General features: G+C 68.3%; 14 protein-coding genes, 1 tRNA gene and 1 pseudogene. 14 read left to right on the top strand and 2 right to left on the bottom strand.

The window, feature by feature from the left end:
* Positions 1-16 precede the first annotated feature (16 nt).
* Positions 17-1,222, bottom strand: coding sequence for a DNA-processing protein DprA (dprA, locus tag WT26_RS20305; protein WP_069273655.1), 1,206 nt, complete (start codon positions 1,220-1,222; stop codon positions 17-19).
* Between the two features lie 183 nt (positions 1,223-1,405).
* On the opposite strand from dprA, the gene def reads away from it, so the two are divergent.
* The 14 genes and pseudogenes from def (at position 1,406) to WT26_RS20235 (ending at position 14,410) form a co-directional block, all read left to right on the top strand.
* Positions 1,406-1,909, top strand: coding sequence for a peptide deformylase (def, locus tag WT26_RS20300; RefSeq protein WP_011353573.1), 504 nt, complete (start codon positions 1,406-1,408; stop codon positions 1,907-1,909).
* Positions 1,910-1,943: 34 nt separating this feature from the next.
* Entirely contained in the window at positions 1,944-2,927 is a 984-nt protein-coding gene (gene fmt, locus WT26_RS20295) for a methionyl-tRNA formyltransferase (RefSeq protein ID WP_069273654.1), read from the top strand.
* A 110-nt stretch (positions 2,928-3,037) separates the two neighbouring features.
* The gene (locus WT26_RS20290) at positions 3,038-3,679 is read left to right on the top strand and encodes a LysE family translocator (protein WP_069273653.1); all 642 of its coding nucleotides are present in this window, start codon (positions 3,038-3,040) and stop codon (positions 3,677-3,679) included.
* A gap of 103 nt (positions 3,680-3,782) precedes the next feature.
* On the top strand, positions 3,783-4,640 hold the full coding sequence (htpX, locus tag WT26_RS20285; protein ID WP_006485774.1) for a zinc metalloprotease HtpX: 858 nt from the start codon (positions 3,783-3,785) through the stop codon (positions 4,638-4,640).
* A gap of 187 nt (positions 4,641-4,827) precedes the next feature.
* Positions 4,828-6,219 carry a 16S rRNA (cytosine(967)-C(5))-methyltransferase RsmB gene (gene rsmB / locus WT26_RS20280; RefSeq protein WP_069273652.1) on the top strand — a complete coding sequence of 464 codons (1,392 nt, stop codon included), beginning with the start codon at positions 4,828-4,830 and terminating at the stop codon, positions 6,217-6,219.
* Positions 6,216-6,806: a DUF4390 domain-containing protein gene (locus WT26_RS20275; RefSeq protein ID WP_021163980.1), complete on the top strand. Its 591-nt coding sequence runs from the start codon at positions 6,216-6,218 to the stop codon at positions 6,804-6,806. Before rsmB ends, WT26_RS20275 begins: the two co-directional genes overlap by 4 nt.
* Positions 6,796-9,223, top strand: a pseudogene (esaS, locus tag WT26_RS20270) (sensor histidine kinase EsaS). Before WT26_RS20275 ends, esaS begins: the two are co-directional and overlap by 11 nt.
* Positions 9,224-9,925: a response regulator transcription factor EsaR gene (gene esaR / locus WT26_RS20265; protein ID WP_021163978.1), complete on the top strand. Its 702-nt coding sequence runs from the start codon at positions 9,224-9,226 to the stop codon at positions 9,923-9,925. It abuts the pseudogene before it with no gap.
* A gap of 60 nt (positions 9,926-9,985) precedes the next feature.
* Positions 9,986-10,061: transfer RNA gene (locus WT26_RS20260), tRNA-Phe, on the top strand.
* Between the two features lie 358 nt (positions 10,062-10,419).
* Positions 10,420-11,154, top strand: a complete 735-nt coding sequence (gene queC / locus WT26_RS20255; protein WP_059521092.1) for a 7-cyano-7-deazaguanine synthase QueC — start codon at positions 10,420-10,422, stop codon at positions 11,152-11,154.
* Between the two features lie 69 nt (positions 11,155-11,223).
* A complete protein-coding gene (gene queE / locus WT26_RS20250; RefSeq protein ID WP_021163976.1) occupies positions 11,224-11,856 on the top strand; it encodes a 7-carboxy-7-deazaguanine synthase in 633 nt (210 codons plus the stop codon).
* 18 nt (positions 11,857-11,874) lie between these two features.
* A complete protein-coding gene (queD, locus tag WT26_RS20245; RefSeq protein ID WP_021163975.1) occupies positions 11,875-12,327 on the top strand; it encodes a 6-carboxytetrahydropterin synthase QueD in 453 nt (150 codons plus the stop codon).
* A gap of 548 nt (positions 12,328-12,875) precedes the next feature.
* Complete coding sequence (locus WT26_RS20240; protein WP_069273651.1) at positions 12,876-13,661, top strand: HpcH/HpaI aldolase family protein; 786 nt, start codon at positions 12,876-12,878, stop codon at positions 13,659-13,661.
* Positions 13,658-14,410, top strand: coding sequence for a tetratricopeptide repeat protein (locus tag WT26_RS20235; RefSeq protein WP_069273650.1), 753 nt, complete (start codon positions 13,658-13,660; stop codon positions 14,408-14,410). The genes WT26_RS20240 and WT26_RS20235 overlap by 4 nt, the downstream gene beginning before the upstream one ends.
* A gap of 77 nt (positions 14,411-14,487) precedes the next feature.
* Here WT26_RS20235 and rodA read toward each other — a convergent pair whose 3' ends face one another.
* Positions 14,488-15,636 carry a rod shape-determining protein RodA gene (gene rodA, locus WT26_RS20230; protein WP_059521089.1) on the bottom strand — a complete coding sequence of 383 codons (1,149 nt, stop codon included), beginning with the start codon at positions 15,634-15,636 and terminating at the stop codon, positions 14,488-14,490.

Genomic DNA, 15,636 nt, shown 5'->3' with positions numbered 1-15,636 from the left:
GGCGGCGTGGCCGCTCCTATGCGGGGGAATGTAGCACGCCGCACGCAAGCTGCGGCGCGGCCGGGCCGCCGAGCCGGACGAAGCGTCCGCCGGGGACGCTCGCGACGCGACCGGCCAGCTCGAGCGCGAGCAGCGCGCCGTGCAGCACGTCGTCGGCCAGGCCGCTGTGTTCGGCGAGCCATTCGTAGGTGACGGGGCCGTATCCCAGCGCGGCGAGGACGGCCTGCTCGGTCGCGTCGCCGGATGTCGCCGCGGCCGGCGACGCGTCGCCCGGCGATTCCGTGCGCAGCCCGTATTCGTCGAGGACGTCCTCGGGCGTCGCGGTGAGCTTCGCGCCGTCGCGGATCAGTGCATGGCAGCCCTGCGCGAGCGGCGCGTGGATCGAGCCCGGCATCGCGAATACATCGCGCCCCAGTTCGTTCGCGAGCCGTGCGGTGATCAGCGAGCCGGAGCGCGGGGCGGCCTCGACGACGAGCGCGCCGATCGCGAGCGCGGCGATCAGCCGGTTGCGTTGCGGGAAGTGGGCGGCGCGGGCCGGCGTGCCGAGCGGCCATTCCGACAGGATCGCGCCGTGAGCGGCGATTTCGTGGGCGAGCGCGCGGTGTCGCGCCGGATAGACGAGATCGGCGCCGGTCGCGATCACCGCGACCGTGCCTGACCGGCCGTCGAGCCCGCCGCGGTGCGCGGCGCCGTCGATCCCGAGCGCGAGGCCCGACACGATCGGAAGCCCGGCGTCGGACAGCTCGCGGGCGAAGCGCGTCGCGTCGGCGAGCCCTTGCGGCGTCGCGTGGCGGCTGCCGACCACGGCCAGGCCGCGCGCGTGCAGCAGGTCGAGCCGGCCCTTTACATATAGCAGCGGCGGCGGATCGTGCAGGTCGCGCAGCCGCGGCGGATACGCGGGATCGCCGAGCGGGACGATGCAGTTGCCGGGCGCGTCGCGCCACGCGAGCGCCGCGGCGGCCCGTGCGTCGAGGTCGCCGCGTTCGCTCGCGCGGACGGCCTGCGCGGCGGCGGGGCTGGTTGCGGCGGCGATCGCGTCGTCCGGCGCGTCGATGAGCGCGCGCGGCGAGCCGAACGCGTCGAGCAGTGCCTGCAGCACGGCGGGCGGGAGGCCGGGCGCATGCGCGAGCTGCAGCCACGCGCGCAGCGCGGAGGTGGTCAGCGCTTGCGGCGACATGAGGCGCCCCTCGAATGCGGCGGCCAGCGGACCGCGTGGCGCCATGATAAAATTTTCATCATCCGAAATACTCGACAGGGCCGCGCGCAGGCGCCCGGCCAATTGCAGGAGGCATGATCCGCGGCATTGATTCGCCGCGCGTCCGCCTCATCTTCATTGCATCCCGGCGGCTGGGCCAGTCGGCCGGATGGCCGACGCGAACCGCCGATTTACCGAATACCGAACGCCATGGCTTTACTCAATATTCTTCATTACCCCGACAAGCGGCTGCACAAGGTCGCAAAGCCCGTCGACAAGGTCGACGACCGGATCCGCAAGCTCGTCGCCGACATGGCCGAAACCATGTACGCAGCGCCCGGCATCGGCCTGGCGGCCACGCAGGTCGACGTGCACGAGCGCGTGATCGTGATCGACGTCTCCGAGGAGAAGAACGAGCTGCGCGCGTTCATCAACCCCGAGATCGTGTGGTCGAGCGACGAGAAGCAGATCTACGAAGAGGGTTGCCTGTCGGTGCCCGGCATCTACGACGAAGTCGAGCGTCCCGATCATGTGCGCGTGCGCGCGCTCAACGAGCAGGGCGAGACCTTCGAGCTCGACTGCGAGGGCCTGCTGGCCGTGTGCGTCCAGCACGAGATGGATCACCTGATGGGGCGCGTGTTCGTCGAATACCTGTCGCCGCTCAAGCAGACGCGCATCAAGACGAAGATGAAGAAACTCGAACGCGCGATGTGACGCGCGTTTGCCCTGCCCGACCCCGAAAGCTGTCATGACCCATACGTTGCGCGTGATTTTTGCCGGCACGCCGGAATTTGCCGCGGCTGCCCTGGCCGCGATCCACGAGGCCGGTTTTCCGGTGCCGCTCGTGCTGACCCAGCCCGATCGCCCTGCCGGGCGCGGGATGAAGCTGCAGGCAAGCGCGGTGAAGCGCTACGCTGTCGAGCACGGGATGCCCGTCGCGCAGCCGCCGTCGCTGCGCCGCGCGGGCAAGTACCCGGCGGAGGCGGCCGACGCGATCGAGCTGCTGCGCTCGACTCCGCATGACGTGATGGTGGTCGCCGCATACGGCCTGCTGTTGCCGCAGGAGGTGCTCGACATTCCGCGTGGCGGCTGCATCAACATCCATGCGTCGCTGCTGCCGCGCTGGCGCGGTGCCGCGCCGATCCACCGCGCGATCGAGGCCGGCGACGCCGAGACGGGCGTCACGCTGATGCAGATGGACATCGGCCTCGACACCGGCGCGATGATCGAGGAGGCGCGCATCGCGATCGCGCCGGACGAGACGACCGCGACCCTGCACGACCGGCTCGCTGCCGAAGGTGCGCGACTGATCGTCGACGCGCTCGTGCGGCTCGAGCGCGACGGTGTGCTGCCGGCCACGCCGCAACCGGCCGACGGCGTGACCTACGCGGAAAAGATCGGCAAGCACGAAGCGGCGCTCGACTGGCGCAAGCCGGCCGACGTGCTCGCGCGCCAGGTGCGCGCGTTCGATCCGTTCCCGGGCGGCGTCGCGACGCTCGATGGCGCGGCGATCAAGCTGTGGGCGGCCGAGCCCGTGGCGGCGTGCGGCGACGCGTTGCCCGGCACGATCGTCGAGGCCGCGCCGGAGGGCGTGGTCGTCGCGTGCGGCAGCGGTGCGCTGCGCGTCACGCAGTTGCAGAAGCCGGGCGGCAAGCGGCTGCCCGCCCGCGAGTTCCTGGCCGGTTCGCCGCTCGCAGCGGGCCAGCGTTTCACGCTTCCCGACGCGTCCTGACCGCCATTCGACACGGCCTGCCGGGCGTGCGCAATCGGCCGGACGGCCGAGTCGCGCGGCGCGGCAGGCGCGCGTAGAATTTCCCTGCGCTCTCCGGTTTCGAGGTTTTCATGTTCGGCATCACCCATTTCGGCTTCTTCGTGCTGGCGGTCTTCCTGCTGAACGTCACGCCCGGCCCCGATACGGCCTATATCGTCGGTCGCAGCGTCGCGCAGGGCCGCGGCGCGGGGCTGATGTCGGCGTTCGGCATTTCGGCCGGCTGCTGCGTGCACGCGCTCGCCTGCGCATTCGGCCTGACCGCGCTGCTCGCGGCATCGGCTGCCGCGTTCACGGTGATCAAGCTGGTTGGCGCCGCCTACCTGATCTACCTCGGCGTGCGGATGATCATCGCGAAGCAGGCGGCCGGGGCCGATACGGCGCGGGCTGCGCCGGTCGCGGCCGCGAAGCCGCTGCGCCAGCTGTTCATGCAGGGTTTCTGGACCAACGTGCTGAACCCGAAGGTGGTGCTGTTCTTCGTGTCGTTCTTCCCGCAATTCGTGTCGGCCGACAGCCCGCACAAGGCATGGGCGTTCCTGACCCTCGGCGGGGTGTTCGTCGCGATGAGCACGGTGTGGACCAGCCTCGTCGCCTGGGTCGCGGGCAGCGTGACGCGCCGTTTTTCCGGCAAGCCGGGTGTCAGGAAGTGGCTCGACCGCACGGTCGGCAGCGCTTTCGTCGGCCTCGGCCTTCGTCTTGCGGCATCGCAACGCTGAGATTGAATTTTTCCGGCAAGACCTTATCTAACAAATCGCTTACAATTTTCCGCCGCGCCCCTCGAGGCATCCGGCGGGTGCTGCATTCGGACAAGGAGTGGGTATGTTCAATTGGGTCAAAACGGCGATGCTGATGGCCGCGATCACGGCCCTGTTCATCGTGATCGGCGGGATGATCGGCGGCTCGCGCGGCATGACGATCGCGCTGCTGTTCGCGCTCGGCATGAATTTCTTCTCGTACTGGTTCTCCGACAAGATGGTGCTGCGCATGTACAACGCGCAGGAAGTCGACGAGAACACGGCGCCGCAGTTCTACCGGATGGTGCGCGAGCTGGCCACGCGCGCCAACCTGCCGATGCCGCGCGTCTACCTGATCAACGAGGATGCGCCGAACGCGTTCGCGACCGGCCGCAACCCCGAGCACGCGGCGGTCGCCGCGACGACGGGCATCCTGCGCGTGCTGTCGGAGCGCGAGATGCGCGGCGTGATGGCGCACGAGCTCGCACACGTGAAGCATCGCGACATCCTGATCTCGACGATCACCGCGACGATGGCGGGCGCGATCTCGGCGCTTGCGAACTTCGCGATGTTCTTCGGCGGGCGCGACGAGAACGGCCGCCCGGCCAACCCGATCGCGGGCATCGCGGTCGCGCTGCTCGCGCCGATCGCCGGCGCGCTGATCCAGATGGCGATCTCGCGGGCACGCGAGTTCGAGGCCGACCGGGGCGGCGCGCAGATTTCCGGCGATCCGCAGTCGCTCGCGACCGCGCTCGACAAGATCCATCGCTATGCGGCAGGCATTCCGTTCCAGGCGGCGGAAGCCCATCCGGCCACGGCGCAGATGATGATCATGAATCCGCTGCACGGTGGCGGATTGCAGAACCTGTTCTCGACGCACCCGGCTACCGAGGAGCGCATCGCGCGCCTGATGGAGATGGCGCGTACGGGCCGTTTCGACTAAGCGTCCCTGCCGCCTCGTGCGCGGCAATGGACGCACACGCTTTGCCTCACCCCGCATGCGCTGCGGGGTGTTCTACTTGTGCGTCCCGAAAATGGGTGCGTATGCGCCCACGCTACAATGCCCGGTTTGGGATCGCGGCGGCCACGCAGCCGCCGCGGCTCCCGTTGCTTGCCGACGCCTCGATCCGATGACACGAAACCGCACCTCCGCCAAACCTTCGTCCGGCCGCCCGGCTCGCCTGTCCGCGCTGCATCTCGCGCCCGATTCGCTCGGCTTCGCGCTCGACGCGGCCGCGCAGGCGGTCGATGCGGTGCGTCGCGGCACCGCGCTGCCGGCGGCACTTTCGGCGGTATTCGCGCAGATGGCGTCCGGCACGCAGGCACTCGCGCGCGGCGCGACGCAGGACGTCGCCTACCGTACGATGCGCCGCCTCGGCAGTGCGGACTGGCTGATCGGCCGGCTCGTCAGCAAGGCGCCGCCCGCGCACGTGCACGCAGTCCTTGCCGGCGCGCTCGCGCTGCTGCTCGATGAAGGCGACGCCGCCGCGTATCCGCCGTTCACGGTGGTCGACCAGGCCGTGACCGTGATCGGCGCCCGCCGCGAATGCGCGTTCGCGAAGGGGATGGTCAACGCGGTGCTGCGCCGTTTCCTGCGCGAGCGCGACGCGCTCGTCGCGGCGCTGCAGGACGATGTCGTCGCGCGCTGGAATTACCGCGCGTGGTGGGTCGATTCGGTGAAGCGCGCATGGCCCGACGCCTGGCAGGCGATCCTCGCGGCCGGCGAGCGCCAGGGGCCGCTGACGCTGCGCGTGAATGCGCGCCGCGCGAGCGTCGACGCGTATCTCGATACGCTGCGGGCAAGCGGAATCGACGCGACCGCGATCGGCAAGCATGCAGTGCGGCTCACGTCGGCGCTGCCGGTCGATCGCATTCCGGGGTTTGCCGACGGCGTCGTGTCCGTCCAGGACGCGGGCGCGCAGCTTGCCGCCGAATGGCTGGGCGCGCGCGACGGCATGCGCGTGCTCGACGCATGCGCGGCGCCCGGCGGCAAGACCGGTCATATTCTCGAACTCGCCGATGCGGAAGTCGTTGCGCTGGAAAGCGACGCCGCGCGCGCGGCACGGATCGGCGAGAACCTCGTGCGGCTGTCGCTCGCGGCGGACGTGCGTGTCGGCGATGCGGGTGCGCCCGACGCGTGGTACGACGGCCGCCCGTTCGATCGTGTCCTGGCCGACGTGCCGTGTTCGGCGTCCGGTATCGTGCGTCGTCACCCGGACATTCGCTGGCTGCGCCGCGAGGCCGACATTCCGGCGCTCGTCGCGGAACAGCGCCGCATCCTGTCGGCGTTGTGGCCGCTCGTGAAACCGGGCGGCGAACTGCTTTACGTGACCTGTTCGGTCTTCCCCGAAGAGGGCGAATTGCAGGCCCGCTGGTTTGAAGCGGCCTGTGAAGATGCGGTACGATTGGACGCCCCCGGCCAGCTGCTGCCGGGCGGAGTGCAGGGAGGGGCGGCCGCCGGCGCACTCGACCAGAACACCGATCACGACGGATTTTTCTACGCGCGGTTTCAGAAACGGTGACGATCAAACACCTTTTTCCACTTCGGCTCGCGGCCGTCCTGATGGTCGCGTTGACGCTGTGCCTGGCTGTCGTCCGGCCGGCGCATGCCGAGTCGATCGCCGTGCAGCGCGCGTCGCTCCAGGCCGACGGAAGCGGCTGGAGCCTCGACGCCCGCTTCGATTTCGAGCTGAACCCGAGCCTCGAGGATGCCGTCAACAAAGGCATTCCGGTGTATTTCACGACGGATTTCGAGTTGAGCCGCGCGCGCTGGTACTGGCTCGACGAACAGCCGGTATCGGTGTCGCAGACGATCCGCCTGTCGTTCCAGCCGCTCACGCGCGAGTATCGCGTGTCGACGGGCGGCCTGCAGCTCGGTTTCCCGTCGCTGAAGGACGCGCTTGCAGTCGTCAGGCACATCACGTCGTGGCACGTGATCGACCGCAGCCAGGTGCGCTCGGGCGAAACCTACACGGCATCGGTGCGGATGCAACTCGATACGGCGCTGATGCCGAAGCCGTTCCAGGTCGATGCGGTAAACAACCGCGACTGGACGCTCGGGTCGGACTGGAAGCGCTTCAACTTCACGGTGACCGAACGTGCTAAATAAAGTGCGCCGCGCGGCCAGCGGGAAGAGCCTCCTCGTTCGGGTGATCGTCTCGACCGTCGCGCTCACCGCGCTGCTGCTGCTCGTGCTGCTCGCGGCCGCGAGCGCGAACACCGAATTCTTCGATCGCTACTACTCGTGGCTGTACGCGACGAACATCGTCGTCGCGCTCGTGTTCCTGCTCGTGGTGCTCGGGCTGATCGGGATGATCGTCGTGCGCCTGAGGAAGGGCAAGTTCGGCACGCGGCTGCTCGCGAAGCTCGCGGTGTTCTTCGCGCTGGTCGGCGTGGTGCCGGGCGGGATCATCTACATCGTGTCGTACCAGTTCGTGTCGCGCAGCATCGAGTCGTGGTTCGACGTGAACGTCGAGACGGCGCTGACGGCCGGCCTGAATCTCGGCCGCGGGATGCTCGATGCGTCGCTGTCCGATCTGCAGACGAAGGCGCGGCTGATGTCCGACCAGCTCGCGAGCGCCGACGCAAACACGAACGGCACGACGCTCACGCTGCTGCGGCTGCGTGACCAGTTCGGCGTGCAGGACGCGACGATCGTCGAGCCGAGCCGCGGCGGCTCGGGTGCGGCCCCGGACCTGCACATCGTCGCGCAGGCGTCGGGCAATTTCGCGGCGCTGATTCCGGACGACCTGCCGACGCCGCTGATGCTGAGCCAGGCGCGCGAACACGGCGCGTACGCGGCGATCGAGGGCGAAGTCGACGGCGACCCGCGCGCGCACGGCGCGAAGGGCGCGCTGCGGCTGCGCGTCGTGCGGCCGATTCCCGATGCGACGACATCGCTGCTGCAGCCGGCGGAGCGCTTCCTGCAGCTTACGCAGCCGGTGCCGCCCACCCTTGCCCACAACGCCGATGCGGTGCAGCGCGCGTATCGCGAGTATCAGGAAAAGGCGCTCGGCCGCACGGGGCTGCGCAAGATGTACATCGGCACGCTGACGCTCGCGCTGTTCCTCGCGACCTTCATCGCGATGATGCTCGCGCTCGCGCTCGGCCAGCAGCTCGCGCGGCCGCTGTTCCTGCTCGCACAGGGCACGAAGGAGATCACGGAAGGCGACTACACGCCGAAGCGCGAGATCAAGACGCGCGACGAGCTCGGCTTCCTCACGCAGTCGTTCAACGCGATGACGCGCCAGTTGTCCGAGGCGCGGCTCGCGGTCGAGAAGAACCGCGTCGCGCTCGAGCATTCGAAGACGTATCTCGAGAGCATCCTCGCGAACCTGACGGCCGGCGTGTTCGTGCTCGACCGCCAGTTCCGGCTGACGACGGCCAATCGCGGCGCCGAGCGGATCTTCCGGCAGCCGTTCAACGCGCTGATCGGCACGACGCTCGACCGGATCGGCGTGGCCGCCGGGTTCGGCGCGATGGTGCGCAAGGCGTTCGCCGATCGCGAGGCGGCATCCGACGGCGGCAGCGGCGATCGCGGCCACTGGCAGCAGCAGTTCGCGATCGAGGTGCCGGGCGAAGCCGATCCGCTGACGCTGCTCGTGCGCGGCACGCGCCTCGTGTCGACGATCGAGGGGCAGGCCGACGATCCGCAGACGTCCGGGTACGTCGTCGTGTTCGACGATATTTCCGACGTGATTTCCGCGCAGCGTTCGGTCGCGTGGGGCGAGGTCGCACGCCGGCTCGCGCACGAGATCAAGAATCCGCTGACGCCGATTCAGCTGTCGGCGGAGCGGTTGCAGATGAAGCTGTCCGACAAGCTCGCGCCGCCCGACGCCGATGTGCTCAAGCGCGGCGCGACGATGATCGTCAACCAGGTGGCCGCGATGAAGCGGATGGTCGACGATTTCCGCGAATACGCGCGCACGCCGCCGGCGGTGCTCGCGAACCTGCAGCTGAACGAACTGGCGAGCGAGGTGCTCGGGCTGTACGGGGTGGGCGAAGGCAAGAGCGCGATCGTCGCCGAGCTCGCGCCGTCGTCGCTGCCGGTGATTCGCGGCGACGCGACGCAACTGCGCCAGGTGATTCACAACCTGCTGCAGAATGCGCAGGATTCGGTCGCGGAGTCGGGCGCATCCGCGTGTGTTGATCGAAACCAAGACAGTAGAATATGGCGATCCCGACGCCGAGGGCAAAACGCGCGTCGCGGTACGTCTTACCGTGTCCGACAACGGGCCCGGTTTTCCGGCGCGCATCCTGACCCGCGCGTTCGAGCCTTATGTGACGACGAAGGCGAAGGGCACGGGGCTGGGGTTGGCTACGGTCAAGAAAATCGTCGATGAGCACGGTGCGCGGATCGATCTGCGCAACCGCATGCACGGCGAGACCGTCGAGGGTGCGCAGGTGTCGATCCTGTTCCTGCAGATGGCGAGCGATGCGCCGGACGCCGGGCATGGCGTACAGGGCGTGCAGGACGGGACGGTTCCCGCCAAGACAAAAGCAAGTGAGCAGACAAAGGCAGCGTAAATGGCAACCATCCTGGTGGTAGATGATGAAATGGGCATCCGGGAATTGCTCTCGGAGATCCTCAGCGACGAAGGACATGTCGTCGAGGCGGCGGAGAACGCGCAGGCCGCGCGGGAATACCGGTTGAATCAGGCGCCCGATCTCGTGCTGCTCGATATCTGGATGCCGGATACCGACGGCGTGACGTTGCTCAAGGAGTGGGCGGCGCAGGGGCTGCTGACGATGCCCGTGATCATGATGTCCGGGCACGCGACGATCGATACGGCCGTCGAGGCGACGAAGATCGGCGCGCTCGATTTCCTCGAGAAGCCCATCGCGCTGCAGAAGCTGCTGAAGTCCGTCGAGCACGGCCTCGCACGCGGTGCGGCGCCGGTGTCCGCGAACGCGGCGGCGAAGGCCGGTGCGGGGCAGGCGGCGGGGCCCGCGGCGGTCGCATCCGCGGCCGCGCTGCCGACGCTCGGCGACGACATGGCTTCGGCACTCGGCCTCGCGGGCCAGACGGCCGCGATCCCGTTCGACATCCCGCTGCGCGAAGCGCGCGATGCGTTCGAGCGCGCGTACTTCGAATATCACCTCGCGCGCGAGAACGGCAGCATGACGCGCGTCGCGGAGAAGACGGGCCTCGAGCGCACGCACCTGTATCGCAAGCTCAAGCAGCTCGGTGTCGAGCTCGGCAAGAAGCCGTCCGAAGGCGCCGTATAAAATATTTTGCGAAAACACTTGCTCAGGTACGGATAGCTCGATATACTTTCATTCTTCGTTGGCCCGGTAGCTCAGTTGGTAGAGCAGCGGATTGAAAATCCGCGTGTCGATGGTTCGATTCCGTCCCAGGCCACCAGAATTAAAACCCCAAGAATCGGAAGGTTCTTGGGGTTTTTCGTTTGTGGTGGGGTTTGCGTGATGGGTTCGTGGGGCGCGCGTGCCCGGCAGTATTGGTGAGGGCATGATAAAATCCGTGTCCGCTCAATAACTTAGCGCATCGCTTCATGCGCACGGCAGGCTGCCAGCGTGGCGTCGCCGTGGCGCGCGGCAACGATGCCGCGCGATGGGCGGTATAAGCGCTCCGCCGCGTTCGCGGCCGATTGCGCTGCCTATACTGGTCGAGCCGGCCCAGGCCGGCACGCGTCGGGCCGCCCGGCGGCAGCCGGCCCCGGGGCGCAGCGCGACGCGAGCCTACACATTCACGGAGTATCACGGTGATTCGGACAGACGCTAAAGACGGCGCGCTCGTGTTGTTTTCCGGCGGGCAGGACTCGGCCACGTGCGTGGCCTGGGCGCTGGAACGCTACCAGACGGTCGAGACGCTCGGCTTCGATTACGGCCAGCGCCACCGTGTCGAGCTCGAATGTCGCGAAGGCGTGCGCGAAGCACTGAAGCGCGATTTTCCTGCATGGTCGGACCGGCTCGGCGACGATCACATGATCGACCTGTCGGTGCTCGGCGCGATCAGCGATACCGCGATGACGCGCACGATCGAGATCGAGACGGCCGCGAACGGCCTGCCGAATACGTTCGTGCCCGGCCGCAACCTGATGTTCATGACGATCGCCGCGGCGATCGCCTATCGTCGCGGGCTGCGTGTGCTGGTCGGCGGAATGTGCGAGACCGACTTCTCGGGCTACCCCGATTGCCGCGACGACACGATGAAGGCGCTGCAGGTCGCGCTGAACCTCGGGATGGACACGCGCATGGTGCTCGAGACGCCGCTGATGTGGCTCGACAAGGCGCAGACGTGGCAGCTCGCCGAGCAGCTCGGCGGCGAAGCGCTCGTCGAACTGATCCGCGTCGAGACGCACACGTGCTACGTGGGCGAGCGCGCGGAATTGCACGAATGGGGCTTCGGCTGCGGCGAATGCCCCGCCTGCAAGCTGCGCAAGCGCGGCTACGAGGCTTACCTGAAGGGCGAGCGGGTGACCGAAGCGCCGCTGTGACGCCCGCGCGCCGGCGGCGCACAATGATGAACTGATCGACAACGAGCGGCGCGAGCCGGACGAAGCACGATGACTTACGCGGTCAAGGAAATTTTCTACACGTTGCAGGGCGAGGGCGCGAACGCGGGCCGGCCGGCCGTGTTCTGCCGGTTCGCCGGCTGCAACCTGTGGTCGGGCCGCGAAGAGGATCGTGCGGAGGCCGTGTGCCGCTTCTGCGATACCGACTTCGTCGGCACCGACGGCGAGAACGGCGGCAAGTTCAAGGACGCCGAAGCGCTCGTCGCGACGATCGCCGGCCTGTGGCCGGAGGGCGAGGCGCACCGCTTCGTCGTCTGCACGGGCGGCGAGCCGATGCTGCAACTCGACCAGCCGCTCGTCGACGCATTGCACGCGGCCGGCTTCGAGATCGCGATCGAGACCAACGGTTCGCTGCCGGTGCTCGAATCGATCGACTGGATCTGCGTGAGCCCGAAGGCCGACGCGCCGCTCGTGGTCACGAAGGGCAACGAACTGAAGGTCGTGATCCCGCAGGACAACCAGCGGCTGGCCGACTACGCGAAGCTCGACTTCGAGTATTTCCTCGTCCAGCCGATGGACGGTCCGTCGCGCGACCTGAATACGAAGCTCGCGATCGACTGGTGCAAGCGTCATCCGCAGTGGCGGCTGTCGATGCAGACCCACAAATATCTGAACATTCCCTGAGCCACGGCTTTTGACATCGTGCTGATTACCCGAAAACTCGAATTCGACGCGGGCCACCGCATTCCCGATCACCGCAGCCAGTGCCGGAACCTGCATGGTCATCGCTACGTGCTCGAAGTCACGCTGCGCGGCGATCTCGTCGATACCGAGGGGGCGCCCGACCGCGGCATGGTGATGGATTTCGCCGACGTGAAGGCGCTCGCGATGGAGCACCTGGTCGGCAAGTGGGACCACGCGTTCCTGGTCTACGCCCGCGACGAGGTCGTGCGCTCGTTCCTCGAGCAGATGGCCGACCACAAGACGGTCGTGATCGACCGGATCCCGACCGTCGAGAACCTCGCGGCGATCGCGTTCGACATCCTCGCGAACGTGTACGACGCGCACTACGGCGTGAACCTGCGGCTCGAGCGCGTGCGCCTGTACGAAACGCCGAACTGCTGGGCCGACGTCGAGCGCCAGCCCGGCCGCTGAGCTTCCCGGCGCGGCAGCGCCGCCCGGTCGGCGCGGACTGCCGCCGCGGTCCATGGCGGTAATCCCCTAGGGCCTGTTCACGCTAATAACGGGCTTGCGAACGTGCCTTGCCGGTCGCAGTGCAAGGAGTAAGGAGCGCCGTTTGGCCGTGCCAAACAAGCGACGCACGACGCCGCAATGCGGGCGGAAAGGCACGTTCCCCTGATTTTTGAAAATCATTTGTGGGGCTGGCCGCCAGAAGGGCCGATCGCCGCGTCATGCTCCTTGCGAATACGTCCAGTATTCGCTGCGTCGCATTCCTCGCGCTCGGCCCTTCTGGCGGCCAGCGCAAGCCCGTTATTAGCGTGAACAGGCCCTAGCCGTTCCGCTCCTTCCCACATTCCGCCGCGTGCCGCGCTATGATCGTTGCGTGGCGCCGGAAAACGCGTCGGCGTTTCTGCGCCTGCGCCGCCGCTGAACGGTTCCGCCGGCGCAGCCCGGCGCGTCGCGCCCCGTCCCGCCCGTTGCTTGTCCCGTTCGATTGCCGTTCCGTCTAGGAGGCCGTATCGATGAGCACGCTCACCAATTCCCTCAAACAACGCCTGCGCGACGGCGACGATCCGCTGTACGGCCTGTGGCTGTCGCTCGGCAGCGACTCGGCCGCGGAAGCGCTCGCGCATGCCGGTTACGACTGGCTCTGCATCGACATGGAGCACGCGCCGAACGACAGCCGCGATGTTGCATCGCAGTTGCGCGCGATCGCGGCCGCCCATCTGCCGAGCGAACCCGTCGTCCGCGTACCGGCGCGCGAGCCGTGGCTCGTGAAGCGCGCGCTCGATGCCGGCGCGCGCACGCTGATGTTTCCGAACATCGAAACCGTGGAAGACGCCGCGCACGCGGTGCGGCTGACGCGCTATCCGTCGCCCGAATCGCCGGACGGGCTGCGCGGTGTCGCGGGCATGGTGCGCGCGGCGGCATTCGGGATGCGTCGCGATTACGTGCAGACGGCGAACGCGCAGGTCGCGGTGATCGTGCAGATCGAATCGGCGCGCGGCGTCGACGAAGTCGAGCGGATTGCGGCGCTGCCCGGTGTCGACTGCCTGTTCGTTGGCCCGGCCGATCTCGCGGCGAGCCTCGGGCATCTCGGCGATATCCGCCACCCGGACGTCGAAACCGCGATGGCGCGCGTGCTCGCGGCCGGCCGGCAGGCCGGCGTCGCGGTCGGCATCTTCGCGGGCGATACTGCCGCGGCGCGGCAATACCGTGACGCCGGCTACCGGGTCATTTCGCTGTCGGCCGACGTCAGCTGGCTGTTGCGCGCCACGCGGCAGGCGCTGCAGGAGGTACGGTCATGAGCGCAAGCGCCGGCGCGTGTCGCCGCAACTGCGCGCGCGCGCTGCGGGCGGGCGGCGCGGCGCTCGGCCTGTGGGCCGTCTGCGGCGCGGCGTTCGCGCAGGGCGCGCGAGCGCAGCCGGAGCCGGCGCGCGAGACGGAGTCCGCGATCGCCGATTACAACGCGGGCAATTTCCGGGCGGCGCTGGTGCAGTTCCGCGACGCGGCCGAGCGCGGCGATCGTCTCGCGCAATTCAACTACGCGATGATGCTGCTGACGGGCGAAGGCGTGACCGCGAACGTCGACGAAGGGTTGCGCTGGCTGAAGCGCGCGGCCGAGGCGAACATGTCGCATGCGCAATACGTGTACGGCCGGATGTTCGACGACGGCGAGTTCGTCGCGCGCAATCCGGCCGAAGCGCACCGCTGGTTCCTGCGCGCGGCGAAGCAGGGGCACGTGCAGGCCGAGCTGTCGCTCGCGAACCAGTTCCTCGACGGGCGCGGCACGCCGCGCGACAACCGGCAGGCGTTCGCGTGGTACAAGCAGGCCGCCGACGCGGGCGAGCCGACCGCGCAGTACGTGACCGCGTCGTTCTACGAGCGCGGCGGCGACGGCGTCGCGCAGAACCTGAACATCGCGCGGGCGTATTACGCGGCGGCGGCCGCGCAGGGCGACGAGACGGCCGGGCTGAAATTCAAGGAGCTCAGCGAACGCGTGAAGGCGCAGGGTCCGGCGAGCGGCGGCGGTGCCGGCGCGGCGCCGCCGCAATGACGAAGCGGCGCACGAGGCGCCGCTGCAATGACAAAGCGGCGCATGATGCGCCGCTTCGGGTTGATTTTCCGCGCGGGTCAGCTCTTCATCAACCGCCGCTGCCGCCCGACGCTCATGATCATCCCGATCGCGATGCCGAGCGTCGTGAGCGCCGTACCGCCGTAACTCATGAACGGCAGCGGCACGCCGACGACCGGCAGCACGCCGCTCACCATCCCGATGTTGACGAACGCATAGACGAAGAACGCGAGCGTGAGCGAGCCCGCGAGCAGACGGCCGAACAGCGTCGCGCCCTGCGCGGCGATGTAGAGCCCGCGTGCGATCAGCGCCATGTAAAGCGTCAGCAGCACGAGCCCGCCGACGAGCCCCCATTCCTCGGAGAACACCGCGAAGATGAAGTCGGTGTGCTTCTCCGGAATGAACTCGAGGTGCGCCTGCGTGCCTTTCAGGTAGCCCTTGCCGAGCACGCCGCCCGAGCCGATCGCGATCACGGCCTGGATCGTGTGGAAGCCCTTGCCGAGCGGGTCGGAAGTCGGGTCGAGCAGCGTGCACACGCGGTGCTTCTGGTAATCGTGCATCAGCGGCCACTGCACTTCGGGCTGGCAGATGCGTTCTTCGAACACGGCGATCGAGCCGACCGCGATCACGCCCGCGACGAGCACCGGCACGATCAGCTTGAACGACAGGCCGGCGAGGTAGATCACGAAGAAGCCGGCCGCGAACACGAGCAGGCCGGTGCCGAGGTCGGGCTGCTTGGCGATCAGGCCGACCGGCACCATCAGGATCCCGAACGCGGCGACGAAGTCGTACCAGCGCAGCCCGCCTTCGCGGCGCTGGTAGTACCACGCGAGCATCAGCGGGGTCGCGATCTTGAGGATCTCCGACGGCTGGATCACGACGCCGACGTTCAGCCAGCGCTTCGCGCCCTTCTTGGTCATCCCGAACAGCGCGACCGCGATCAATAGCGCGACCCCGAACGTGTAGAGCGGGACCGCGAAACGCATCAGCGTGGTCGGCGGGATGTTGGCGATCACCCACATCAGCACGAACGTGAGCAGGATGTTGCGCAGCTGATCCTCGACGCGGCCCGGCATGTCGATGCTCGCGCTGTACAGCGTGACGATGCCGACGCACAGCAGCAGGAACACGATGAGGGCGAGCGGGCGGTCGAAGCCCGCGAACATCTGCTTGATCTTGTCGAGCCAGGCGCGCTTGTCGAATTGCAT

It is taken from the genome of Burkholderia cepacia (assembly GCF_001718835.1).
Classification (GTDB): Bacteria; Pseudomonadota; Gammaproteobacteria; order Burkholderiales; family Burkholderiaceae; genus Burkholderia; species Burkholderia cepacia_F.
The sequence above is the reverse complement of the archived record's forward strand: the minus strand, read 5'-3'. Positions and strand labels throughout refer to the sequence as shown.

Excerpts from the sequence above, each read along its gene's own strand:
- queE (WP_021163976.1), top strand. The coding sequence starts at position 11,224 with ATGACTTACGCGGTCAAGGAAATTTTCTACACGTTGCAGGGCGAGGGC.
- WT26_RS20290 (WP_069273653.1), top strand. The coding sequence starts at position 3,038 with ATGTTCGGCATCACCCATTTCGGCTTCTTCGTGCTGGCGGTCTTCCTG.
- WT26_RS20240 (WP_069273651.1), top strand. The coding sequence starts at position 12,876 with ATGAGCACGCTCACCAATTCCCTCAAACAACGCCTGCGCGACGGCGAC.
- htpX (WP_006485774.1), top strand. The coding sequence starts at position 3,783 with ATGTTCAATTGGGTCAAAACGGCGATGCTGATGGCCGCGATCACGGCC.
- WT26_RS20235 (WP_069273650.1), top strand. The coding sequence starts at position 13,658 with ATGAGCGCAAGCGCCGGCGCGTGTCGCCGCAACTGCGCGCGCGCGCTG.
- def (WP_011353573.1), top strand. The coding sequence starts at position 1,406 with ATGGCTTTACTCAATATTCTTCATTACCCCGACAAGCGGCTGCACAAG.
- rsmB (WP_069273652.1), top strand. The coding sequence starts at position 4,828 with ATGACACGAAACCGCACCTCCGCCAAACCTTCGTCCGGCCGCCCGGCT.
- dprA (WP_069273655.1), bottom strand. The coding sequence starts at position 1,222 with ATGGCGCCACGCGGTCCGCTGGCCGCCGCATTCGAGGGGCGCCTCATG.
- rodA (WP_059521089.1), bottom strand. The coding sequence starts at position 15,636 with ATGCAATTCGACAAGCGCGCCTGGCTCGACAAGATCAAGCAGATGTTC.
- esaR (WP_021163978.1), top strand. The coding sequence starts at position 9,224 with ATGGCAACCATCCTGGTGGTAGATGATGAAATGGGCATCCGGGAATTG.
- fmt (WP_069273654.1), top strand. The coding sequence starts at position 1,944 with ATGACCCATACGTTGCGCGTGATTTTTGCCGGCACGCCGGAATTTGCC.